This window comes from Lacticaseibacillus chiayiensis, from assembly GCF_004123795.1.
In the GTDB taxonomy this organism is placed as follows: Bacteria; Bacillota; Bacilli; order Lactobacillales; family Lactobacillaceae; genus Lacticaseibacillus; species Lacticaseibacillus chiayiensis.
In genome coordinates this window covers 1-22,300 of record NZ_MSSM01000011.1, presented here as the reverse complement: position 1 = coordinate 22,300, position 22,300 = coordinate 1, and the positions used below count along the sequence as shown (strand labels likewise).

22 protein-coding genes and 1 tRNA gene are annotated in these 22,300 nt (G+C 47.3%); 8 read left to right on the top strand and 15 right to left on the bottom strand.

Translation table 11 applies throughout. The annotated features are described in order from the left end of the window. Nucleotides 1-77: 77 nt before the first annotated feature. The 5 genes from cydC to BVJ53_RS05245 form a co-directional block, all read right to left on the bottom strand. Nucleotides 78-1,805, bottom strand: a complete 1,728-nt coding sequence (gene cydC / locus BVJ53_RS05265) for a thiol reductant ABC exporter subunit CydC (protein ID WP_129301483.1) — start codon at nt 1,803-1,805, stop codon at nt 78-80. After that, nucleotides 1,786-3,528, bottom strand: a complete 1,743-nt coding sequence (gene cydD / locus BVJ53_RS05260) for a thiol reductant ABC exporter subunit CydD (RefSeq protein WP_129301482.1) — start codon at nt 3,526-3,528, stop codon at nt 1,786-1,788. The genes cydC and cydD overlap by 20 nt, the downstream gene beginning before the upstream one ends. Further along, nucleotides 3,525-4,538, bottom strand: a complete 1,014-nt coding sequence (cydB, locus tag BVJ53_RS05255) for a cytochrome d ubiquinol oxidase subunit II (RefSeq protein WP_129301481.1) — start codon at nt 4,536-4,538, stop codon at nt 3,525-3,527. The genes cydD and cydB overlap by 4 nt, the downstream gene beginning before the upstream one ends. Next, nucleotides 4,535-5,959 (bottom strand): cytochrome ubiquinol oxidase subunit I, encoded by a 1,425-nt coding sequence (locus tag BVJ53_RS05250; protein WP_129301480.1) that lies wholly within the window; start codon nt 5,957-5,959, stop codon nt 4,535-4,537. The genes cydB and BVJ53_RS05250 overlap by 4 nt, the downstream gene beginning before the upstream one ends. 232 nt (nt 5,960-6,191) lie before the next feature. After that, nucleotides 6,192-7,496, bottom strand: coding sequence for a pyrimidine-nucleoside phosphorylase (locus BVJ53_RS05245; protein ID WP_129301479.1), 1,305 nt, complete (start codon nt 7,494-7,496; stop codon nt 6,192-6,194). A 105-nt stretch (nt 7,497-7,601) separates the two neighbouring features. Here BVJ53_RS05245 and add point away from each other — a divergent pair, with 105 nt between their 5' ends. Both add and BVJ53_RS05235 read left to right on the top strand, forming a co-directional pair. Continuing rightward, nucleotides 7,602-8,621, top strand: a complete 1,020-nt coding sequence (gene add, locus BVJ53_RS05240) for an adenosine deaminase (RefSeq protein WP_129301478.1) — start codon at nt 7,602-7,604, stop codon at nt 8,619-8,621. A gap of 186 nt (nt 8,622-8,807) precedes the next feature. Further along, nucleotides 8,808-9,050 carry a hypothetical protein gene (locus tag BVJ53_RS05235; RefSeq protein ID WP_129301477.1) on the top strand — a complete coding sequence of 81 codons (243 nt, stop codon included), beginning with the start codon at nt 8,808-8,810 and terminating at the stop codon, nt 9,048-9,050. On the opposite strand, the gene BVJ53_RS05230 is transcribed toward BVJ53_RS05235, so the two are convergent. The 4 genes from BVJ53_RS05230 to BVJ53_RS05210 all read right to left on the bottom strand — a co-directional run bounded on the left by BVJ53_RS05230 (nt 9,047) and on the right by BVJ53_RS05210 (nt 12,147). Then, nucleotides 9,047-9,535, bottom strand: a complete 489-nt coding sequence (locus tag BVJ53_RS05230) for a hypothetical protein (RefSeq protein ID WP_129301476.1) — start codon at nt 9,533-9,535, stop codon at nt 9,047-9,049. The two genes, BVJ53_RS05235 and BVJ53_RS05230, sit on opposite strands and share 4 nt — an antisense overlap. Nucleotides 9,536-9,955: 420 nt before the next feature. Further along, nucleotides 9,956-10,876 (bottom strand): DMT family transporter, encoded by a 921-nt coding sequence (locus BVJ53_RS05220; protein WP_129301475.1) that lies wholly within the window; start codon nt 10,874-10,876, stop codon nt 9,956-9,958. 29 nt (nt 10,877-10,905) lie between these two features. Next, complete coding sequence (locus BVJ53_RS05215; protein ID WP_129301474.1) at nt 10,906-11,520, bottom strand: DNA-3-methyladenine glycosylase I; 615 nt, start codon at nt 11,518-11,520, stop codon at nt 10,906-10,908. Nucleotides 11,521-11,700: 180 nt separating this feature from the next. Further along, a complete protein-coding gene (locus BVJ53_RS05210; protein WP_129301473.1) occupies nt 11,701-12,147 on the bottom strand; it encodes a universal stress protein in 447 nt (148 codons plus the stop codon). A 308-nt stretch (nt 12,148-12,455) separates the two neighbouring features. Between BVJ53_RS05210 and BVJ53_RS05205 the strand changes: the two genes are divergently transcribed. From BVJ53_RS05205 to BVJ53_RS05190, 4 genes are all read left to right on the top strand, one after another. Further along, on the top strand, nt 12,456-12,848 hold the full coding sequence (locus BVJ53_RS05205) for a helix-turn-helix domain-containing protein (protein WP_129301472.1): 393 nt from the start codon (nt 12,456-12,458) through the stop codon (nt 12,846-12,848). Nucleotides 12,849-12,986: 138 nt separating this feature from the next. After that, on the top strand, nt 12,987-13,775 hold the full coding sequence (locus BVJ53_RS05200) for a tyrosine-protein phosphatase (RefSeq protein WP_129301471.1): 789 nt from the start codon (nt 12,987-12,989) through the stop codon (nt 13,773-13,775). Nucleotides 13,776-14,008: 233 nt separating this feature from the next. Next, nucleotides 14,009-15,151, top strand: coding sequence for a tRNA epoxyqueuosine(34) reductase QueG (gene queG, locus BVJ53_RS05195; protein WP_129301470.1), 1,143 nt, complete (start codon nt 14,009-14,011; stop codon nt 15,149-15,151). A 39-nt stretch (nt 15,152-15,190) separates the two neighbouring features. Beyond that, nucleotides 15,191-15,556, top strand: a complete 366-nt coding sequence (locus tag BVJ53_RS05190; protein ID WP_129301469.1) for a hypothetical protein — start codon at nt 15,191-15,193, stop codon at nt 15,554-15,556. 100 nt (nt 15,557-15,656) lie between these two features. On the opposite strand, the gene BVJ53_RS05185 is transcribed toward BVJ53_RS05190, so the two are convergent. Continuing rightward, entirely contained in the window at nt 15,657-16,199 is a 543-nt protein-coding gene (locus tag BVJ53_RS05185) for a biotin transporter BioY (protein WP_129301468.1), read from the bottom strand. Between the two features lie 262 nt (nt 16,200-16,461). After that, nucleotides 16,462-16,533, bottom strand: a tRNA-Asn gene (locus BVJ53_RS05180). 211 nt (nt 16,534-16,744) lie between these two features. On the opposite strand from BVJ53_RS05180, the gene BVJ53_RS05175 reads away from it, so the two are divergent. Beyond that, complete coding sequence (locus BVJ53_RS05175; RefSeq protein ID WP_129301467.1) at nt 16,745-17,302, top strand: class I SAM-dependent methyltransferase; 558 nt, start codon at nt 16,745-16,747, stop codon at nt 17,300-17,302. 175 nt (nt 17,303-17,477) lie between these two features. On the opposite strand, the gene BVJ53_RS05170 is transcribed toward BVJ53_RS05175, so the two are convergent. From BVJ53_RS05170 to BVJ53_RS05160, 3 genes are all read right to left on the bottom strand, one after another. Continuing rightward, on the bottom strand, nt 17,478-18,509 hold the full coding sequence (locus tag BVJ53_RS05170; protein ID WP_129301466.1) for an RlpA-like double-psi beta-barrel domain-containing protein: 1,032 nt from the start codon (nt 18,507-18,509) through the stop codon (nt 17,478-17,480). 261 nt (nt 18,510-18,770) lie between these two features. Then, on the bottom strand, nt 18,771-19,391 hold the full coding sequence (locus tag BVJ53_RS05165; RefSeq protein ID WP_129301465.1) for a type 1 glutamine amidotransferase: 621 nt from the start codon (nt 19,389-19,391) through the stop codon (nt 18,771-18,773). A gap of 21 nt (nt 19,392-19,412) precedes the next feature. Then, the gene (locus BVJ53_RS05160) at nt 19,413-20,159 is read right to left on the bottom strand and encodes a TIGR02452 family protein (RefSeq protein WP_129301464.1); all 747 of its coding nucleotides are present in this window, start codon (nt 20,157-20,159) and stop codon (nt 19,413-19,415) included. A gap of 139 nt (nt 20,160-20,298) precedes the next feature. On the opposite strand from BVJ53_RS05160, the gene BVJ53_RS05155 reads away from it, so the two are divergent. Further along, nucleotides 20,299-21,687, top strand: a complete 1,389-nt coding sequence (locus tag BVJ53_RS05155) for a hemolysin family protein (protein WP_129301463.1) — start codon at nt 20,299-20,301, stop codon at nt 21,685-21,687. 254 nt (nt 21,688-21,941) lie between these two features. Here the strand turns inward: BVJ53_RS05155 and BVJ53_RS05150 are convergent. Next, a partial coding sequence (locus BVJ53_RS05150) for a DDE-type integrase/transposase/recombinase (protein WP_137295982.1) occupies nt 21,942-22,300 on the bottom strand: 359 nt, incomplete at its 5' end.

The window sequence follows — 22,300 nt, the reverse complement described above, 5'->3', positions numbered from 1 at the left end:
TTTCTAACGCCATCACACTTATACCAGCTGTTTTTCTGGTGACGCAACTAAATTTAAAGTTAGAACGTTTCAACACCTCACCGCAACCCCGCATCCAGCGCATACAGATTCTGATACCGCTGATTCTGTTCCGCCAGATGCTGCGGTGTGTCATTCATCGTCAACCGGCCATCTTCCAGGAAGACAACTCGATCAGTTTGGCTGACACCTTGCAGATGATGGGTGACCCATAGAATGGTCTTTCCTTTTAGAACGGAGAACATCGTATCCAGCAGCGCCTGTTCGGTAATCGGATCCAAGCCAACGGTAGGTTCGTCCAGGAGTACGATCGGTGCATCCTGTAAAAGAATCCGCGCTAACGATAACCGCTGACGCTCACCACCGGAAAAGGCAAAGCCGGCTTCTTCGACACTGCTGTCCATACCATTGGGCAGTTGGGCAATGAGCTTGTCCAGCTTGACGGCTTTCAACGCCGCAGCGACTTCTTCATCGCTGGCGTTTTCATTTCCCAAACGGACGTTATTAATAATCGACGTGCTGAACAGAAATGGGCTCTGATCCAGCACCGCGAATAGATTCGTGCGATTTTGCTGATAAGTCAGTACGTCCTGCCCGTCAATCAGAACTTGGCCGGTTGTCGGCGTTAAGTCACCTAACACCAGTTGCAACAGCGTCGTTTTTCCCATGCCGCTGGGACCGAGAATCGCCATTTTTTCCCCAGCATGAAGGGTCAAGTCAATATCGGTAATCAATTCAGGATCGGTGGGTGTGTAGCGGAAGCTGACCTGTTTCAGTTGAATCGTTTTAAAAGTAGTCGGTACCGGCTGCTGTTTCGGCAATTTCCTCTTCACTGGGTGCAGATCATTGAGGTGCCGGATTGCATCGCGATAAGTCGGCCACTCACCAACACCTTGGGCAATACCCGAAAAGGCCTGATCAAGCGGGAAGACAACTAGGACAAAGGCACCGACCCAGTTAGCACTTGTCTGACTGCCGGTCCATTCAAGGTTGGTCCAAATCAACATACTGATGGTAATCAAGACAAAGAGCAATTGGCCAACAAAATCCCTGCCCCACTGGAAACGTTTGGACTTTGCGGTTGATGCCGCCAGCTTTTTCGGTGCTGCCAAGCTTTGATCCAAAAACTCCTGACTGCGATGGGTGATGACCCAATCAGATAAGCCGAGCACAGAGTCTGTCAGCGATACATAGGCATCATGGTTCAGCTGCTTTTGTTCAGCCTTACGGAAACGTTCGACAACCAGTCCCCACCAAGGAAGAATCAAGATTTGGAACAGTAACAAGAAGCAGATCCATAGCGCAAAGCCCCAGTTGAACCAACCTAATAGTAAGGTGGCAATTACGGTCAGGCCAGCACCAACCACAGTCGGAAAAATCATCCGCAAATACAGGTTTTGAATGTGGCCAATGTCATCTGCCAACAGTCCCAAGATATCACCAGTTTGATGGTGTTCCGAAACGAAAGCTGCATCGGTTTCCAACACTTTGTAAAGCTTGCGCCGCATGTGGCTGGTAATCCGGAGTACCCAGTTGTGACTGGTTAAACGTTCAACATATTGGAAAACCGGACGGCCAATCCCAAAAGCCCGGGTCAGGACAACAGTCACGTAAATCGCCGCAAATAAAGGTTTAGTAGCACTTTTATCAATTAAAAAGCCCGAGGTGAACATCAACGCGCCGGCAAACACAAACGTCATGACTCCGAGAACCAGCGACCAGAACAGCAGCCACCGGTAGCGTTTTAGATCAGGTCGGACCCAGTGTTCATTTTTCCACCAATGCATTGAATTCACCTCGCATTTCGTGTACAAGTGCCTGATAGGGCTTAGAGTGAGCCGCTAACTCGCTCGGTGTTCCTTCCGCAACGATCCGCCCGCCATCAACGACGATCACGCGGTCCATCTGATTGAGCCAATGCAGTCGATGGGTAGCGAAGATAACCAGTCGATTTTTAAAAAGCGGCACCAAGGTCTCTTTTAGCTCGGCTTCGGTTTCAATATCCAAATGGGCAGTCGGCTCATCAAATAGCCAGATTGACCGGTTGGTATCAACCAGCGTTCGTGCCAATGCAATTCGCTGAGCCTGGCCACCGGAAATACCGCGTCCACCTTCACCAATGCGAGTTTCATAGCCATCCGGCAGCGTCTCGATCCATCGACTTAATCCCGCCGCCTTGGCTGCTTGGCGTACCTCGCCATCCGAAGCACTCGGCCGGTAGAAGCGAATGTTTGCCGCAATGGTGTCAGCAAACAAATAAGGATCTTGGGGAATATAACTCAAATGGTCCTGCCACGCTGCCTGTGTCATGTGCGGTACCTTAGTTCCCCGGACAGTAATCGTTGCGGATTGTGGTTGCAAGAAGCCGCCAATCAGATTCAATAACGTCGACTTACCTGAGCCGCTAGCACCGATAATCGCCACTTTTTCTGGCCCCGTAAATTGTAGATCGGCCTCATGAATTCCTGCTCGCTTATCATTATAAGTGAAATCAAGATGCTGCATACTCAAAGTATCTTGATCTTGCCAGCCATCAAACGCTGGCAGCACCTTGGTATCAGTCGGCAACGGCTGGTCGATTACTTTCCAGATCGCAGCCATTGCATTTTTACCATTCAACGTTGCGTGATAATCTGTACCGAAATCACGAATCGGCATGAAATACTCCGGCGCCAGAATCAACGCCACCATCGCTGGGTATAAAGGAATGCTGCCATCCATCAGCTTAATACCAAGAAAAACTGCGACAACCGCAATCGATAACGTAGTAAAGAAGTCCAACGCAAAAGTCGACAACATGGCAATGCGTAAAACGCCCATAGTCTGTTTCCGATAGTCTTCCGACACTTCGTACACGTTATTGGCATACTGGCGGCTGATGCCCATTAATTGTAGCGTTTTGAGTCCCCGCAGCGAATCGATGAAATGGTTGCTCATCTTTTGAAAACCAGCATATTGACTTTCCGACTTATCACGAGCTGCCAGTCCCAAAATCACCATGAACAGAATGATAATCGGAAACATAATCAGTAGGGTAAAACCCGTTAGCCAATTTTCGTACCAGATATACGCAACCAAAACCCACGGAATAATGCTCATATTAAGGATTTTGTTTAAGATCAGTTCAATATAATTTTCGGCTTCGGGAATGCCGTCAAGCGCCATGGTGACCAGATTACCGGTACCTTCTTTTGCCACTGCCGCTGGTCCTAATGCATACAAGTGCTTCAGCAATTGTTCCTGCAACCACGCAGATCCGGTCATGGCGAAGCGGGCACCGATGCGATTGCGCACCCACACAATGAGCTGTCGCACTGTAAATGCCAGCGCAAACAGCCCCAAAGGCATCCATAACCCGGCTAAACTTTGACGATTCCAGGAATGGACGATCCCTTCTGCAAGAAACTTTCCTTGCAATAAAATAACAAAAGCTTGCACGAGCGCAAACCCGGCAAGCATTGTCATTGTTTTCCTCATTCCCGATAAGCGCATGAGCGTCTTATCGATCATTCACTAACCGCCCCTTTTGCTTGAACGCGTTTGTGGAAGACAACGTAACTCCAGATGAAGTAGATCAAGGCAATTGGCAACAGGATAACTGCCACGATAGTCATAATCGTCAGGGTTAGAGGGCTGGCACTGGCATCTTTTGCAAGAATGGACATTGCTGCATCCTGCCCGATCATCACACGTGGGAACAAGCCATTGAAGATGACGCCAACGACGCCAACCAATCCAATCGCGCTTCCAACAAAGGAAAGCACTTCATTATCCTTCAAAACCCCGATATGAGCTGCAACGGTTGAGCCGACAATCACAACCAAAATCAGCAAAGTGCTAATAGGACGTTCCTTGAAGAAGTCGGTCATGAAGAATAACAGAACCGCGAATACAACTTCACCGGCATATAGCAGATAATACAACTTGCTGTTCCACTCACGCGCACGTTTGCGCAAATCACCAGTTGTCTTCAGGCGAATGAAGTTTAACCCGTGCATCAACATCATCAATGTAACCGCAACCCCACCAACAATGGTCAGGAGATTAATCTGATTGCCCAGCGTCGGATAAACATTGCCAGCCTTAGTAATTGGTAACGGCTGGATAATCGCAGTGAAAATCATCCCTAACACAAACGGCGGGATCAAGCTGCCGCAAGCCAGCGCCCAGCGCCAGATATTGCGACCGGTTTTGGTCTCGGCGTGTGCCGCAAACTCAAAGGACACACCCCGAACAATCAACCCAAACAAAACGATGAAGAACATGATATAAAAGCCGGAGAACAAACTCGCATACCACATCGGATAAGAAGCAAACATCGCACCGCCAGCGGTAATCAACCAAACTTCATTACCATCCCAATGCGGACCGATCGTTGCCACCAGTTGATCTTCTTCGCTCGTATTACGAGCTAACAGCTTGGTTGACATACCAACGCCAAAATCGAAGCCTTCAAGTACGAAGAAACCGCTGAACAGGACGAACAATAAAAAGAACCATAAAATCTGTAACCAGCTCATTTTGCGAACGCCTCCTTAGCTAACGGATCGCTGTTGACCCCATAATCGGTGTTCAAATCGCCTTCTGGTCCCTTCTTCAAAACACGATGTGAATAATAAATCATGACACCGCCGAGTAGGGTGAAGATCAGGAAGTAGCAGATGTTGGTGAACAGCAATTGACCGGCTGTCGTGGTTGGTGAAACCGCATCGGCAATCGTGTACAATCCGTAAACAACCCACGGATAGCGACCTAACTCAGTGATGAACCAACCAGCCGTGTTAATGATAAACGGCAGCCATAGTGCAAAGCCGAGAATGTACAACAGCCAACGTTGATTCAACAACGTATCCTTCTTCTTACGACCGAACCAAAGACCTAAGAAACCAAGCAGGAATAACAGAACACCGCCACCGGCCATGACCCGGAAACTCCAGAACAAAGTCTTCACCGGCACATAGTAATCTTTGTCTTTACCGTATTTGGCTTGAAGTTCCTTGTTAGCCGTCTCCATACCTTTAACCGAACCGTTCATTTTGTGGTAGGAAAGCAGGCTCAGCAAATACGGTATTTCAATATTGCCACTCGTCGTGTGATCTTTAGTATTAATCAACTCAACCAATGTCCACGGCGCCGGGTCACTAGTGTCTTTGTAAATCCCTTCGGTGGCCGCAAACTTCATTGGCTGATCTTTGATAATGAATTGCGTCTGCAAGTCACCAAAACCAATCGCGCACGCAGAAGCGATAGTGCCGACAACCAAACCGACTTTAAGTGACTTCTTGTAAAAGTCGACCTGATCTTTCTTCAGCAACCGCCAGGCAGCCATGCCGGCAACGGCAAAGCCTGCTGTAGTAAAGGCACCAAAAATGACATGCGGAAATTCAACCCACAATTGCGGATTAGTGATCACGGCACCAAAGTCAACCAACTTGACACGTCCCGTGCTTTGACTGATCGCAAAACCGGTTGGGTGCTGCATGAAGGCATTCGCTGAAAGAATCCAAATTGCCGATAACGTGGTACCTAACCAAGTCATCCAAATAAAGATAGCATGTACAACTGGCTTGAAGCGATCCCAGGTAAACATCCACAAACCGATGAACGTCGATTCCATAAAGAATGCCAACAAGGCTTCAATCGCCAGTGGCACACCAAAGATGTCTCCCATGAACCGGGAATAGTTCGACCAATTCATGCCGAACTGGAATTCTTGAATAATGCCGGTAACGACCCCTACGGCAAAGCTGAGCAAGAAGATCTTGCCCCAGAACTTGGCCATCTTCTTATATGTCTCATTCTTTTTGCGCACATATAGCGTTTCCATAATGGCGGTCACAAGACCCATACCAATAGAAAATGGCACGAAAAAGAAATGGAAAACGGTCGTCATCGCAAACTGAAAACGTGCAAGCGATAATACGTCCATTGCCATTAGCATATGTTTCTCCTCCTTTAATAGATTCATTACAATCTAAGTATACCCCGATATTTATTTTTTAAAAACCAAAAACCCAAAAAACAGAATGGAAATCATGCTTCTCACATTTTTTCAAATCACGAACCCGTTATGATATTGTGCGATATGGCTGTCCGCAAGCGTTTCCGAGACGTTCTTTTTTCTATCTTTTTCACGACTGCGGAAATAACCCATCTGTTTGTGAAAATAAACGTCACGGGCGAATGATTTCATGAATGAGTCGCGGTTTTTTCGGTGCTGAGGAGCCAATGTGATAAGCCTTTTGGACTAGTCCAACAATATCGGCGACATCTTTCGTGTCCGTGTGCAACATCACAAGCGTATCACCTTTCGATACCGGTGTTCCCAGTTTCTTATGCAAAATCAATCCGACTGCCAAATCCAAAACGTCATCTTTTTTGGCACGGCCACCACCAAGCTGCATCGCTGCCAAACCAAGCGCATTGGTGTCAATTTGGTCGACAACGCCGCTGTGATCTGCAGTTACGGGAATCCGATACTTGGCTTGCGGCAACTTCCGGGGATCATCAACGACTGCCGGATCGCCGCCTTGCGCCTGAATTAATTGCTTAAATGCAGCCAAAGCGCGCCCGTCACGCAAGGCATCTTCGGCTAAGCCACTGGCAATTTCCAAGCTGGGAGCTTTGCCGCCTAGCACCAGCATTTGCGCCGCTAAAGCTACGGTCAAATCATGTACATCTCGTGGCCCACGATTTTTCAACACCGCAATGGATTCAGCAATTTCCAAGCTATTCCCGATCGTAACACCCAGTGGCTGATTCATGTCGGTCAGTAGCGCAACGCTTTTAACGCCAGCTGTTTGACTGATGCTGACTAATGCCTTAGCTAAGGCCCGCGCGTCTTCGATAGTTCTCATAAACGCGCCGTTACCGACTTTGACATCGAAAACTAAGGCATTGGTACCACTGGCCAGCTTTTTGCTCATGATCGAACCGGCAATAAGTGGTATCGATTCCACAGTCCCTGTCACATCCCGCAGCGCATAAATCCGGCGATCCGCCGGCGCAACTTCGCGACTAGCGCTAACAATCGCTTCGTGAATTGTTTGCACCTGCTTTTTGAACGCTGCCTCAGTTTCGGTGACGTTGAAACCAGGGATACTTTCGAGCTTATCAAGCGTCCCCCCGGTATGGCCAAGCCCGCGACCGGAAATCATCGGCACGGGCACGCCTAAGCAAGCAACCAGCGGAGCCAACGGAATACTGATCTTGTCTCCTACCCCACCGGTGCTGTGTTTGTCGACCTTAATGCCAGGAATTTCGCTTAGATCGAGAACATCGCCGGAATGCAACATTGCAAACGCAAAATGATTGCGCTCGGCATCCGTCATGCCATTGAAGTAAACCGCCATCAAAAAGGCACTCATCTGATAGTCAGGAATCGTTCCGGCAGTATATTGTTCAATCATCCAGGTCAGCTCTTCATTTGTTAGCTCACCTCGATCGCGTTTCTTCGTGATCAAATCGACCATGCGCATCTTTTATCACCCTTACCTTTATTCGTTGCCTATATCTATTGTAACGCGTCGACAGCTACCTATGTTAAACTCAAGTCATTCTAGGCTTTAACAAAGGAGAAAACGATGGACTTCGACACACTACATGCTTTAGGTAAAACGGAATTGCACTGCCATCTTGACGGTTCATTATCGCTGAGCTGCATTCGCCAACTCGCCAAAATGATCAATCGACCCTTGCCGGCATCCGATGACGCCTTGCGCCAACTCGTTCAGGCACCGACCAACTCCGAAAACCTGGCTGATTATCTCAAAACATTCGACTTTGTTGCCCCACTGCTTCAGACCAAAAAAGCTTTACAAATGGCGGCTTTTGATGTTGTCGCTCAGGCAGCAGCAGAAAATGTTCGCTATATTGAAATCAGATTTGCCCCGGCGTTCTCAATCAGCGGTGATTTGTCTTTAAGTGAAGCAACCGAAGCTGTCATTGAGGGTTTGCACCAAGCCGTGAACCAATTCGACATTGTTGCTAAAGCGCTCGTCTGCGGCATGCGTCAATTACCTAATGTTGATAATCAAACGATGTTCCGCGCCAATGCCGCGCTGGTTGGTAACGGACTAGTCGGCGGTGATTTTGCCGGCAACGAAGCTGATTTTCCTACCAGCGTGTGTACTCCGGCGATCAAAACTGCACAAGCGCTCGGCGTTCCGTTAACTTTTCACGCCGGCGAATGCCACTGTCCGCAAAATATTGCTGAAGCCATCTTCCTTGGCGTTCCGCGAATCGGTCATGCCACTGCCTGCTTTGATCAACCGGACCTCATTCAAAAAATCGTCCAGACCCACACAACGATCGAACTGTGCCTGACCAGCAACCTGCAAACTAAAGCAGCCCGGTCACTAGACGAGTTCCCGTATCGAGCTCTCAAGGCCGCCGGTGCCGCTATCACCATTAATACTGACAACCGCACTGTTTCCAATACGACCCTGACCCACGAGTACGAACTGTATCAAACCTACTTTAAAACCACTGCAGCAGACTTCTTGACCTTCAATTTAAACGCCATTAACGCTGCGTTCATTTCCGAACCTGCCAAGCAAACATTGCGCGATCGCCTACATCAGGATTATGCGGCTTATCTGTAAGTTAATCGATACTCGGGTTAAAAGATCACAAACCCCGACAATTTAGACCTGAAGTCCCTTAACCATTACTTAAAGGAAAAGCCACAACTTCATCATCAATTTTCCCCATATTCATCCCAGTTGATTCGTGATATCGCCACAAGGTCTGGTTATGCTGGTTTTATCAACAATGAAAGGAAGATTCTTATGTTGATTAACCAAACTGACTTCATTGCCACCCAATTGCAGAAAATTGCTTACCCAAACATTAAAGCCATCACTGAAACCGGCGTTCCTATCACCATTACAACGAATAAAAAACAGCGTGACGACCCTGCGTTTTGGCAAAGCATCAGCGCTATTTTAAGAGCCCATCTCTGGGTTCCGGTTTCGAAAAAATATCATGAACTTACCGACCACGATTGGCTAGCATCACCTGCGTCGTCCTAAGATTCGTGATTTGCAAACGCGTTAGCTGCCAGCACAAGCGTGAGAACAGCATCTGGCGACAGCGCCTTGCTGACCGTCTCGATGTGGCCGCTAGTTGCGACTGCCCCGATGACTTCCAGACCATATTTCACGATGTTGAGATCGCGCTGAGGCGCATAACCACCATCGAAAACCGGCTCGTGGTTATATGTAAAATTCAGTTGGTCATCTTTAATGGATCCATCAACGTGATTGACCATAATGCGATCATGGGTGGTCGTCAGCGGCGACTGGTCATCTGGTAAATTTAATTTATGATCCGATTCAGTTGTGTAATAGTCGACTTGTTTCATGTGCAAGTATTTCTCAGCCGGCTTTTTGAGCACTTTCAAATAATCCACAATGGCAAATACCTTCGTAGAATCCAGTTGGATGGTTTTGGCCATCAGCTCATCGTTGTGTGCTTCAAGCCAATCTGCTAAGTTGCTAATACTAAACTGATCCATATTGTGCCTCCATTTTGATTGCTAATTCATACGCCAGTATAGCATGGACGCGCGGCCTAATGTAGCGGATTGTTATAAACCTGTGACATTCCACGTTATATAATGAAGCCGGGAGATGAGTATGATGCTAAGCAATCAAACACCGTATCCAATCATTGATTATTTAGGTCGCCCTATCCGACTGCAACTGTTTGTCACTTATCGTCTATGCATTAAAAACGGCTACATCTTAGCGCTGCGTCATAACCAACACCAACAGGCACTTCCCAATCTACTCGTCAAACACGCAAGTTAAGTCTGAGGCGGCTGTGCTAATCAGTACAAACGCTACTAGGCCGTTCGACCCTAGAGGCAAAATGTCTCTAGGGTCGATTGCGTTTAACCAGATGTTAGCACCCAACTGTTTAAAAATGATTCTGCTCATTCATTGGACGGCTTTTCCAGCTTAGGCCCACGCGGTGTCACAATCGCCATCATCGCCACTGTCAGAATAATCAGCGCACCGCCAAGCACCTCGGCAAACCCTAGATGCATGTGCAGGAAGACCACCGATACAAGCGTTGCACCCAACGGTTCGAACGCATCCAATAATGTTGCTGCTGTCGGTGAAATAAATTGCAGGCTGGCAAGGTAAACCGAATAAGCGATAATTGTGCCAAAAATAACGATAAACCAATAACCTGCCCATCCGGTCGCATCCAAAAGGGGAATTTGTTTCCAAAACGGGTCAAACGCATCAACTAGTAAACCGCCCAGCAACTGTGCCCATGCCGTCACTACAATTGGCGAGTGACGTTGCAAAAGTCCGGCCGGTAATAACGTATAGGCGGCCGCGGCCAAAGCAGCCATAATGCCCCAAAAGAAAGCTGAAGGGGAAATTGCCAAGTGCGTCAGCCGGCCTTTGGTCACTACCAATGCGGTTCCCAGCATCGCCACAGCAATCGTCAGTAAATCGATCCGACGCGGTTTTTCCTTTAACCTAAGCGCAAGAAAAACCAAGACGACGACTGGTGAAAGATACTGTAAAATCGTTGCGGTTGCGGCATTTGCCACGGCAACGGCTTTAAAATAAATATACTGCATGCCAACCATGCCAAATAACACAAAAATAATCAGCTGCAACGCATCACGCCGATTGCGCCACGGTGCCATGATAGCCGACCGATCTTTCCAAAAGGCCACCGCCATCAACACAACACCGGCAATCAGCATTTTCGAGCTAATTAACCAAGACACCTTGATGCCTTTATCAAACAAGGACTCACTTACCGGGCCGGAAATACCCCAAAAGCTTGACCCCATGATGGCCAGAAAAATTCCCCACAAGCGGATGCGTTTCAACGCTCTTGCCCCTTCTTGCGCTGATTGGATCAGTCTTCCAAAACAATATGATCATCAATTAATCCTGCGCCTTGCAAATAATTATACACGATTACCGGGCCGACGAAGGCAAAGCCGTGTTTTTTCATATCTTTGGCAATCTTTACCGATAATGCGCTCTTAGTCGGTATCTCCGTCAGTGATTTTGGACGGTTAACCAGCGGCTTTCCGTCAACAAAGGCCCACAAGTAATCATTTAAGCTGCCATAATTGGCCTGAATTTTTAAAATAGCGCGTGCGTTGGTAATCGTTGCTTCGATTTTCATGCGGTTGCGAATGATGTCGGCGCGTTTTAACAATGCCTCAACATCCTGTTCATGCATCGCTGCCACTTGCTGAATATCAAAATGATGGAAAGCATTATTAAAAGCAGCTCGCTTGTGTAACACGAGCTCCCAATTTAAACCTGCCTGAAAGATTTCCAATGATAACAACTCAAATAGTTTTTGATCGTCATGAACAGGCACACCCCATTCATGATCATGATAAGCGCGCAATTCTGGTGACATTTTGGCAACCCAGTCCGTATAGCGCTTACGCTCCTGATAGTGGCGCAACGCTGCTTCCGTCTTGGCCTGTGCCGTGCGATCGCTTGTATCTGCCATCTCAATGACCTCCAAATCTTTGTTGGTTGGTTATAGATACATTACGCCGCGATCTTCAAGAATGCCAGCAGTCGCCCTCAGGCTATTGGATTTGTTTGTAAGGCTTTCCGAAATATGAGCTGCACCAAAAAAGGTAAGCCCCAGCGATCTAACATCGCCGACACTTACCTCACCAAAAGCTTATTTAGTTTTAACGATGAGCACATCACATGGTGCGGTGCGATTGACGTATTCGGTTACCGAACCAACTAACACCCGTTCGACCGCGTTCAGTCCGGTTGCCCCAATGACGATTAGGTCGTTGTGGTGGTCATGTGGAAAGTCGGTGGCAATAACCGTCTTGGGGTTGCCAAAACGAATGTGGATGTCAATATCGGTCAATCCTGTACTTTTAGCCTGTTCTTTCAGATTCTCTAAGTATTCCTGCGCATCTTGTGTCAACTGATAAACCGCATCACCGGATATCATACCGCCATAGCTGCCAATAAACTGCTTGGTATCAAGCACATTTAAAATATCCAGGTGAGCTTGATTGGCCATTGCAACTTTAACAGCTTTACTGAAAGCTAACTCAGCTTCCTTTGACCCATCTACGGGTACAAGCAAGCGATCATACTCTTGATCCATTCGACTCACATCCTAACTTTCTTACTAACTTAAGCATAGAACGGTGAGGAAACGAATACAAGAAATAAATTTGGTCTTAACATGGTAATCGATCACCATACCATGTAAAATATGCTTCAGTACCAACCTTGAGACGTCCGCGTGGCAGGTCAAGGAACCGTCAATCATTATTTATTTAAATATATTTTGATTTTGCGGTTCAATGATTGATTTAATACGTAATGATGCTATATTATAGTGAGTAAGCTCGTATTCTTAATTTTTAAGAATTCGGCGTCACACAAGAAAAAAGAAGCGTGGTGAAATTTATGATTACAAATGGTGTTGGCAGTGTCTTGCGGCAAATCCGTAAGAGTCGGGGCGAATCAATTGTTGAAGTGGCTAAAGCAACGCACACTTCCCCTGCAAGTTTTACCAAATGGGAGAACGATCAGACAATTCCAAGCGAACGCAGTATTCGGAAACTCGCTGAATACTATGATGTCGATCCGCTTGACTTGTTAGGCGTTGCGTATCCTGACAAGTACGCAAAACAGCAGGAGAAAGAAAAAGCAGCTGCAGAAGGTTCGACCATTCGGATTGAAGATCTTATCGGTAACAATTCCGTTTTGACCTACAATGGTTCTCCACTTAGTTCCGGAACCAAATCTCTCGTGGCCGCTTTCATTACTGGCTTAATCATTTCCCAGCCGGAAGCATAGTCGTCTTGCGTTACATTAGGAGTCGTCCTCGGGCGGCTTTTTTTATCTAGTCATTCTGAAAACTTTTCAACCCGTTGCCGGTCACTATCAATGTCGCGTATACTGAAGTCAAACGTTTTCACGATGGAGGAATTCAATTTGGCACCTTATGTTCTTAATATTAAACACGGTTTAAATTTTCGCGAACTTGGTGGATATCCTACAAAATCCGGCCAGGTGATCAAATCTCACAAAATTATTCGTGCGGCAAAACTCAGTGAATTATCTGACGCAGATTTGGATTATCTAGCTGATTACGGACTGATTTCCGACGTGGATTTTCGCTCACCTGAGGAACAAGCGGTCGAGCCCGATCGCTATCCAAACATCGCTGAATACCACTTCGTCCCTGTTTTTCCAACTGACGAAACCAAAAGCAGCGAACAGGCTGATGCATTGCAAAAAAGTTTCTCCCGCGATCCCCATGCCGGTTTCGAGAATATGGTCAAAACTTACGCTGATATTGTTAAAATGCCGTCTGCCCAAAAAGCCTATCGTCGCTTTTTTGACATTCTCTTAAGCAACGACAGCGAGAATGGAGCCGTGCTGTTTCACTGTACGGCAGGAAAAGACCGTACCGGCATGGGTGCCGTTTATTTACTGTCAGCTTTGGGCGTTGATGGCCACACGATTCGGCAGGACTATCTCGCAACCAACGACCTGATTCAGCCAATGGTCGAAAAGAATCTTGCTGCGGCACGTAAACGCGGCGCAACAGACGCTCTACTGGCCAATATCCGCGACCTTGGTACCGTTTCCGGCGCCTTTCTTGACAGTGCACTGGCGACTATCGAAGAAGAATACGGCAGCATGAAAGATTACCTGCAAGAGGCCTTGCAACTCACACCGGCAGAAAAACGCGACCTGCGCGAACTTTATCTTCAGTAATTGGCGATAATTTCGTCACAGTCTTTTCACATTTTTGCGATACCTTAACATTGTCATGAAAAATCAATGCTCCACCTACTGCTCTTTTAATGAAAAACGTTATCTGGCGCTGGCTGGATAACGTTTTTTGAGCGCGAACAGGATCGTTTAGAAATCGGAGCGTTCTGCATTTTGCTTTCCCGCCACGGTTTCGCTAAAATAATAACATCATTAATGCTAGGGGGGCTGGCGGCATGGATCTTAAGGAAACGATCAAAAGTCATGCGAAGGATTTGGGGATCGATAAAATCGGCTTTACGACAGCCGATAATTTTGCTGCGTTGAAACCCAGCCTACTGGCCCAAAAAGCAGCTGGCCATACAACCGGATTCGAGCATCAGAATCTGGATGAACGACTATATCCAGACAAAATCTTTGACCAGCCGCAGAGTATCATTGCCATTGCGCTGGCGTATCCATCTAAGATTCATGACCGGCCACCACGAACCGGTCCTAAACGCGGTCGCTTTGCCCGGGCCAGTTGGGGTCTTGATTATCACACCGTTTTGAATCGCAAAATGGCAGCATTAATTCAATTTATCAAGAACACGGCTGCGACGGATACAACCATCCGCTTCAAGCCCATGGTCGATACCGGAGAATTGATTGATGTTGCTGTCGCCCAGCGTGCAGGGCTTGGTTTTATCGGTAAAAACGGCTTATTAATCACGCCTGAATTCGGGTCCTATGTGTATTTAGGCGAAATCATCACGAATATTAAATTTGCACCGGATGAACCGATGGCGTGTCAGTGTGGGACATGTACCCGCTGCATTGACTTTTGTCCGCCCAAGGCACTGTTAGGCGATGGGCGTATGAATGGTCAGCGTTGCCTGTCCTACCAAACCCAAACGAAAGGTTACATGGATCCCGAATTTCGGCCGATGATCCGTAACGTGTTGTACGGCTGTGATATTTGTCAGCAGGTCTGCCCGTTTAATAAAGGGAAAGATTTTCACATCCATGCCGAAATGGAGCCTGATCCAAACACCGTGTTGCCGGAATTGATCCCAATGCTATCGCTAAGCAATAAAGGCTTTAAAACCCGCTTCGGTAAACTGGCCGGTGCCTGGCGTGGTAAAAAGCCTCTGCAACGTAACGCCATCATTGCATTAGTGAACCTTCACGATCGCAGTGCCGTTCCCCACCTACTTGAAGTCATCGAAAACGATCCGCGGCCCATGATCAGGGCAACGGCTGCGTGGGCTGTCAGCGAACTGGCCACAACACCCACAGATGAACTTACAACGTTTTTGAAAAATGCTCAGGCTAAGGAAACCACGAAAGAAGCCCGCACCGAATTTCAAAAAGCAATTGATCGAATCGTCCAACGGTGAGCATGTTATAATAAGAATTAAGAATGAGAGGTGCCTACATTGAAATTATATCAAGGACTGACACAGGTGCAGGTCAACGAAGAGATGGCCGATGATGCTCCAGATTTCAAAATCACTACCGATCTGGTTAAACCGTTACACTATTCCCCTTCAGAACTGTATCATTATTTAGATGCCGTCTTAAAACCCGGTAGCCGACACGATCAAAATAATCTTAAATACGTCACGGATGCCGCATTTATCGGCGAAAACTTCGATTTCAATTCGGTACCTTTCACAGCCAAATTGAAGGATTTTGAGTCCAAAATGGCATTTGCTCGAAATCTCGTGAGTGACCTCAATCGGCACGTTTCCGTCAACATCAATACAAAAGATCATGCCTTTGAGCTCTTGTTTGTTGATTAAAAATCTGCAAAAACATGGCTCCTTTTAAAACAAAAGAGTACCCTGATCCCACACCGTGCAACAACACGGTGTGGGATCAGGGTACTCTTTTCATACTCAATTACTTTGAATTCAATGCAGGCATCACCGCGGTTAACTGCTGGACTACCAAAACGCTGAGCGCCATTTTAAGCAAATCACCTGGAATATAGATCAAAACACTCAAAAGTGCCGAAACAAATGTCATATTCGTCGTCGCAGCCAACCAAGCTGCGCCCAACAGTTCCGTCAGCAGCACACCCCCCAGCGTCATCCCGAGGGCTTTGGTCACCCAGGAATCTTGCTTAAGGTAATGGGTGATGCCAGCATAAGCCAGCGGCGTCAGCAACCAACCATACATGAAGCCGGCTGTTGGTCCCATGAAGACAGCGATGCCGCCGCGCCCACCGGTTAATACAGGGAGTCCTAGCGCCGCCAAAGCTAATAACAGCCCGATCGTGATCGTTGCCGGGCGTGTTGGCAGCAACAGTGCCACCAGCATAACCCCCATATTCTGAAGGACGATTGGCACCCCGAGGAAACCGATCGTAATCGGCGGGGCAAAAGCCAATCCAATTAAAACCGCCAGTAATAAACCCATTCGTGTCAGCGTTTTTGTTTGCATGACGTCACCTCTCGTTCGTTTTGTTTTATTTAGAATAGCACATTTCGGCCCGCAATAACGGTGAAGCTGATTGGCAGACTGTTTCTTTGGTGTTCTTTTAAAGAAACCTCATCTGTTACTCAGCATGTTGTGCCCATTTTGGCTACTGATTCAGCTGCGATCATCTGGTATTGCCTCTTTTAAGACTATAAATGGCAGCTAAGCGTAGCAGGATCACACGCATTAAAAAAGTCGTGAGCGTTGTCAGCTCACGACTTTTAGACTGCCCAGGCTGGATTCGAACCAGCGACCCTTTGATTAACAGTCAAGCATTCTACCGCTGAACTACTGGGCAATTAACATGTCTATTATATTCTCATGTTTCTTAGCACAATGCAATACTTTTGCTTAAATTTTCCAAACTTTTTTCAGCGTTCCCTCAGAAAAGCTCGTCGATGAATTAAACCAGATGTCGTTAAGCCGTTAGTTCATCATCAATAACATGCAAGATCAACCGACATCTTAGGGCATTTTCCTCTATAATGAATCTGAAAGGTTGTGAACCTATGGACACGCCATATCCTAATATGCAAGATAATCCCAACATGCCATTCGAATCAGGTGATGATCAACCGGTATGGCAGGCGCTCGTCAAGAAGATGCCGCCATTAACGGATCTGCGTGTACTTGTCATTCATTGCGGTGACGGCTGGTTTTGCCGCTATGCCTTGAACCATGGTGCGGCTGCCGTACTGGGTATCGACACCGATACTGCCGCGATCCAAGGTGCCCGAGCAGTGGCCAGTTCTGATCGGCTGCGTTATCGCATCATGCCTGATCATTGGTTGAAGTTACTGACCGGACCTTACGATCTGATTGTCGGTGCGTTTAACCAACCCCCAGCCGAACTGCGCACCATTACCCACGTACTTAGTAACTTACTTAGTGCCAAAGGTCAGCTTATTGCGGCGGTGGCGCCTCCTAAGCAACCAACTGGCGACCAGCTCGCCGTTGATGAATTGATTAGTTCGCAGCTAGTGATTAATCGCTGGTTTCAGGTCACCGATAAACGGCTGACTCAGACTGCGCAACTTTATTTACTACTGAGTTCCCGTGTTCGGTGAACTTTTTACTGTCAGTTCAACCAATTTCCCAGCGCAGAAACATCCATATTTAGATCTCGGGCGCAATCATCTATGCTCGAGTCAGAATTCTCCAATAAAAAACGCACTCACTGCTTCCCTGTGTTGGGAAAGTGTGAATGCGTTTATTTTTGAATCAACTTACTGACAAGTCGCTTTAGCCAATCACTTCAACCGTTGCAGAGAGCACGCCTGCTGAAGGGATCTGGTTGTTTGGCATTGCTACGTCAAGCTGACGTGAGTTGCCGGCAGCGAATGAACCTGTGTCGTTAACGACCCGGTCCAACACCTGACCATTTGACATCGTGATGCGTAAATGGGTGCCTTTAGGGAAGACGTTCAAGTTAGCGGCAACACCACCATAACCCAAGCTGCTACGTAAAACAGCCGGATCATAGAAAGTAACTCTGAAGGTGCCTTGATTGCTGGTTGTCTGTTGCTGGGTTGACTGCTGAGTTGTCTGAACAGCCTGGGCTGTCTGAACCGTTGCCTGGTTGCTAGGTTGTTGTGCCTGCTGTTGTTGTGCAGCAGCCTGAGATGCAGCAGCTTGCGAAGCAGCGGCTGATTGCTGAGCTTGCTGTTGGGCTACAGCTTGTTGCTGAGCTTGCTGTTGCGCAGCAGCTGATTGCTGAGCCTGGTGTTGAGCAGCGGCTTGTGAAGCGGCAGCAGCCTGAGAAGCTTGCTGTTGTGCTTGTTGCTGGGCAGCGGCACTAGCTGCGGCCGCACTTTGAGCAGCAGCACTCGATAACGCCTGAGCATTGTTAGAAGTTGACTGGGCAGCCTGTTCAGCAGGTGACTTTGTCTGCGTCGGTGCGGCGCTTGCGTCAGCCTTTTGGGTTAATGGCGCCAGTTGTTGCAAGGTATTGATGTTCAAGTAGCGTTCTGGAACCCAACCGTGATCGGCGGTTTCATACCAAATTTCTGCATAAACTTTTTTACTGTTAACAAACTGAAGATGTTCACCAGTTGTAACGTAACGTTTTGCCCGTTGTCCCACTGTCGGTGAGGTCCAAACAGTTGTTGCTCCGCCATTGTAAGTGACATCGGCTTCGGTCTTATCGCTCGCTGGTGCACTGACAGTTGTTGATCCAGTATCTTTCGTTGCTGCGCTAACGTGACTTGGCTTGGACAAAGCGACGGCGGATAAAGCAACGGCTGAGAATAATACTGTACTTAAGAGCTTTTTCATGTTCGTAATTCCTCCTGAATTCATGTGGTGACTTAACTAACTGTTGCTTAGTATAGCCAGCCAGTATTACGAACACGTATTCGTGGTGTTGCGGTTATGTTAAGTTCTATGACAAAAGATTACATTAAGTTACATTCTTAACATTGTGAGCTGCAAACCCTTGTTGCACTGCGATTCTCTTAATCAGTGGACCTTGAAGATCTTCGCAAAGGCTCATGATTTTTTGTGTTAATGGCTTTAAAAAAGGAATTTTTCGGCGTTTTAGTCAAAAAGTTGCTCAAGTATCCCATTTAGTACCACGTGGCCAGGTTCTAGAATTGCTTCATTAACTGGGCCTTGAGGTTTACCGGCAGCGGCTCCCATTGCTGTAATCATGGTTGGCGTCACTTCCAGATGAAATTGCAACCCGACGATCCGATCGTGATATTTAAAACCTTGAAGTGCCCGGTCATTTTCGTATAACAATTGGCTGCCTGGCAAACGGCTCATCGCTTCTCCGTGCCAATGGAAAACATTAAGCAGCGTCTCATCGCTCCCCTTGACCGTGCCGATCCCTTCTTCTGGCTTTTCCATCGAGTAGACGTTGGCACCAAAAGCCTTAGTGATCTGCTGGGCGCCTAGACATATGCCAAGGACTGGCCGGTTCAATTTGTTCAAGCTGCGAATCAAAATTCGTTCAGCCGCTAGCCAAGCGAGATCGTCATTGACGCTCATGGGACCGCCAAGCACAATCAAGCCATCAATGTCTGCCGGATTCAGCTGCGCAATTGGATCGCCTTGATCAGGACGATAAGTAACGGTTTCGATTGAATGCTGATCGGCCCAGTCTTGAATGACACCTAAGCCTTCAGCATCCGCGTGTTGCATGACTGTGAGTTTCATCGGATAATCCCTTTCTTTTCTTTATTCGTCTTCATTTTTTAAAGCGGCCGCAAATGACTTAATCGTCCTCATCTGCGGATCGTAAATGGCAAAATAAACGCGTTTGAATGCGCCAGCAAACTCCGGTAATAACAATGCCTTCCGAAAAACATGGGCAACTGGCTTAACCGGGTTGCCAAAAACGCCAGTGCCAAATGCTCCCAGAATCAACTGGTCAACGTCATGCGCTTTAAATGCCCGCAGCGTCTGCAAAACCTTAAACGCAATATCTTTTAGGGCCGTCGCATCATCTAATTGGGGATCAACACGGCGATCGGGTGCTGCCACGGTGACGATATCGACATATTTTTTTGGCAAACGGCGTCCTTGATCATCAAAAACCTGCCGCACGTGTTCCGCATAAATAAGCTTTGAGCTAAATAGGCCGCGATTAGGCTGCTTACAATTCTGATCATAATAATCCGCCATATGCTGTTCCAACGCCGGTACCAAGAATGTCCCTTTGGCAATCGCTTCTTCTTGCGCCCGCGCGCCAAACATGACGCCCCCACCTGGATGAACGGGACTGGCAAAATTCATCACGCCAACTTTGCCAGTCAACTCACTCATCAATTGAAAAACGTCCACGTTGCGAATCGCAATCTGTGGCATTTTTTCCCCTTTTGCTGGTGTCCGTGGCAGCGGCTTGCTAATCAGCTGAGTTTTGGGCATTTCCGGTTCGGATTTAAAAACCTTCATCGTCTCCCAATACATTTTGACTTGTTCCATTTTCGTGCATCCTCCTTGAAATTCTAGCTGATACAAGCATAACGCACAATATAGAAGCAATCGATGAATTATCGTTCATTTGACTCATTCAATGTTAAAATTAAGTTTGTAAAGCTACATGAAATGAGGAATGGAATACATGGAAAGTGGCCAAATCGTCCCCAATTTATTGGTGATGCTCGTCACCTTTTTCTTCGCAGCGTTTTTTGTTGCCTGTGAATTTGCATTGGTTCAAAGTCGTCCGAGTGCTTTGGAAGAAATGATCGACAAAGGCACGGGCCGCAAAGCGAAAATTGAGCGCGCCTTGCACATGGTTCACAATTTAAATGAGTATTTGTCAACGACCCAGGTTGGTGTTTCGCTGGCTGGCATCATTTTGGGGTGGATCGGAGAAGCCACCGTTGAGTTTCTGCTGGTTGATTTATTCGGTCTGACCCACTTAAGTTTACCAGGCGGCAGCCTTCACGCAGTTGGCGCCATTCTGGGGGTTATCATTTTAACCTATCTGGAAGTGGTGCTCACCGAAATTGTCCCGAAGAACATTTCCATTGATTATCCAATTAAAACATTGATGTTAGTTGTGACGCCGCTACATTACTTTCATATCTTGTTCTTCCCATTTGTCTGGTTGCTAAATGTTAGCGCCACCGGCATTGTCAAAATGTTGGGCATGAAACCAGCCGATGAAGGTAATGAAGCCTTCTCACAAGCCGAAATTTTGAACCTCAGTAAAAATGCCGTTACGTCCGGTGACATGGAACAAAACGATGTCATCTATATGCAACGGGCATTTGAATTAAACGACAAAACCGCCAAAGACATCATGGTTGATCGTACCAGTCTATTTGTCATCGACATCAATACCACCGTTAAGGAAGGCTTACGGGATTATTTAACCCAAGGCTATAGCCGATTCCCGGTGGTGGCAAACGGTGATAAAGACAAGATTCTGGGGTATGTCTACATTTACGACCTCGTCAAGCAAGGGCAGGTGGACCCTTCCGTGAAAGTCTCCAAGTTACTGCGTTCGATTATTAATGTGCCTGAAGTCACCCCGATTCACAATATCTTGACGCAAATGATCAAGAAACAAACGCCAATTGTTGTGGTGGTCGATGAATACGGTGGCACCAGTGGTATTGTCACCGATAAAGATATTTATGAAGAACTTTTTGGTACGGTTAAAGATGAAATCGATGATGTGTCCGATGAATACATTCGGAAAACCGATGATCCTAAAGTCTTTCGGGTCAGCGGCAAGACAACGCTCTGGGACTTTGAACGTTACTTCCACACCAATATCAAAGCGTTCACGGACTCTGAAATCATCACCATTGCCGGCTTCATCATGGAAACGCATCCCGATCTGAAGTTGCATGATAAAGTCAAAATCGATCACTTTAACTTCACGGTTGCCGACTTTTCCCGCGGCTTCGCCAACTGGTTTGATGTCACCCAAGACCCAAAGCCGGTTAAACAAACTGTTGCCGAGGAAGTCAAAGAGGCAAAAGATAAGAAGCAGGATTAGTTGCGGTGTTAAATTCTTGCGGGTAAAAATGCTTCTTGCCGTGCCAACCTCCGCAATCTCCGACCAGATGAGGTGGCGACGCGAAGCTAGAGCAGGGACTGCTGAGCCTCATCTGGCCTACAATTGCTCCGTATTGGCACTAATATCTTAATAAACTGGAACGAATTACCTTTGTGGAAACAAAAAATGAACACATTCCTTGCGGTCGGCCCTGTCAAGTTGACAGATGAAATAATATAAAATTTTGGTAGCTTTTAGATGGCCTTATTCCAGTATTCTTCTGGGGTAAGGCCGTCTCTTTGTCCTGAACGATTATCGTGATTGAAATAGTGGATCCCATCTTCAACGAGCTGGACGAATTCCTTGTAAGTCTTTGCCATTGGATGACGATCCATCCACCGCAGTTTAAATTCGTTCCACCAGCGCTCCATCGGTGCGTTGTCATAGGGCGTTCCCGGTCGCGACATGCTTCGTGTGACTTCAAACTGGCTAAGGTAGCGGTTGAACGCCCTAGATGTATAGGCGGAGCCACGATCAGTATGAATGAGCGGATGGACGTTGCCGGCGCGAGTGAAAGCGCGCTGGAAGACCTGAATCTCGGCGGCGGTTGTTT

Bases quoted from the DNA above. Each gene is read 5' to 3' on its own strand.
- cydC (WP_129301483.1), bottom strand. From the start codon at position 1,805: ATGCATTGGTGGAAAAATGAACACTGGGTCCGACCTGATCTAAAACGC.
- cydD (WP_129301482.1), bottom strand. From the start codon at position 3,528: ATGATCGATAAGACGCTCATGCGCTTATCGGGAATGAGGAAAACAATG.
- cydB (WP_129301481.1), bottom strand. From the start codon at position 4,538: ATGAGCTGGTTACAGATTTTATGGTTCTTTTTATTGTTCGTCCTGTTC.
- BVJ53_RS05250 (WP_129301480.1), bottom strand. From the start codon at position 5,959: ATGCTAATGGCAATGGACGTATTATCGCTTGCACGTTTTCAGTTTGCG.
- BVJ53_RS05245 (WP_129301479.1), bottom strand. From the start codon at position 7,496: ATGCGCATGGTCGATTTGATCACGAAGAAACGCGATCGAGGTGAGCTA.
- add (WP_129301478.1), top strand. From the start codon at position 7,602: ATGGACTTCGACACACTACATGCTTTAGGTAAAACGGAATTGCACTGC.
- BVJ53_RS05235 (WP_129301477.1), top strand. From the start codon at position 8,808: ATGTTGATTAACCAAACTGACTTCATTGCCACCCAATTGCAGAAAATT.
- BVJ53_RS05230 (WP_129301476.1), bottom strand. From the start codon at position 9,535: ATGGATCAGTTTAGTATTAGCAACTTAGCAGATTGGCTTGAAGCACAC.
- BVJ53_RS05215 (WP_129301474.1), bottom strand. From the start codon at position 11,520: ATGGCAGATACAAGCGATCGCACGGCACAGGCCAAGACGGAAGCAGCG.
- BVJ53_RS05210 (WP_129301473.1), bottom strand. From the start codon at position 12,147: ATGGATCAAGAGTATGATCGCTTGCTTGTACCCGTAGATGGGTCAAAG.
- BVJ53_RS05205 (WP_129301472.1), top strand. From the start codon at position 12,456: ATGATTACAAATGGTGTTGGCAGTGTCTTGCGGCAAATCCGTAAGAGT.
- queG (WP_129301470.1), top strand. From the start codon at position 14,009: ATGGATCTTAAGGAAACGATCAAAAGTCATGCGAAGGATTTGGGGATC.
- BVJ53_RS05185 (WP_129301468.1), bottom strand. From the start codon at position 16,199: ATGCAAACAAAAACGCTGACACGAATGGGTTTATTACTGGCGGTTTTA.
- BVJ53_RS05175 (WP_129301467.1), top strand. From the start codon at position 16,745: ATGGACACGCCATATCCTAATATGCAAGATAATCCCAACATGCCATTC.
- BVJ53_RS05170 (WP_129301466.1), bottom strand. From the start codon at position 18,509: ATGAAAAAGCTCTTAAGTACAGTATTATTCTCAGCCGTTGCTTTATCC.
- BVJ53_RS05165 (WP_129301465.1), bottom strand. From the start codon at position 19,391: ATGAAACTCACAGTCATGCAACACGCGGATGCTGAAGGCTTAGGTGTC.
- BVJ53_RS05160 (WP_129301464.1), bottom strand. From the start codon at position 20,159: ATGGAACAAGTCAAAATGTATTGGGAGACGATGAAGGTTTTTAAATCC.
- BVJ53_RS05155 (WP_129301463.1), top strand. From the start codon at position 20,299: ATGGAAAGTGGCCAAATCGTCCCCAATTTATTGGTGATGCTCGTCACC.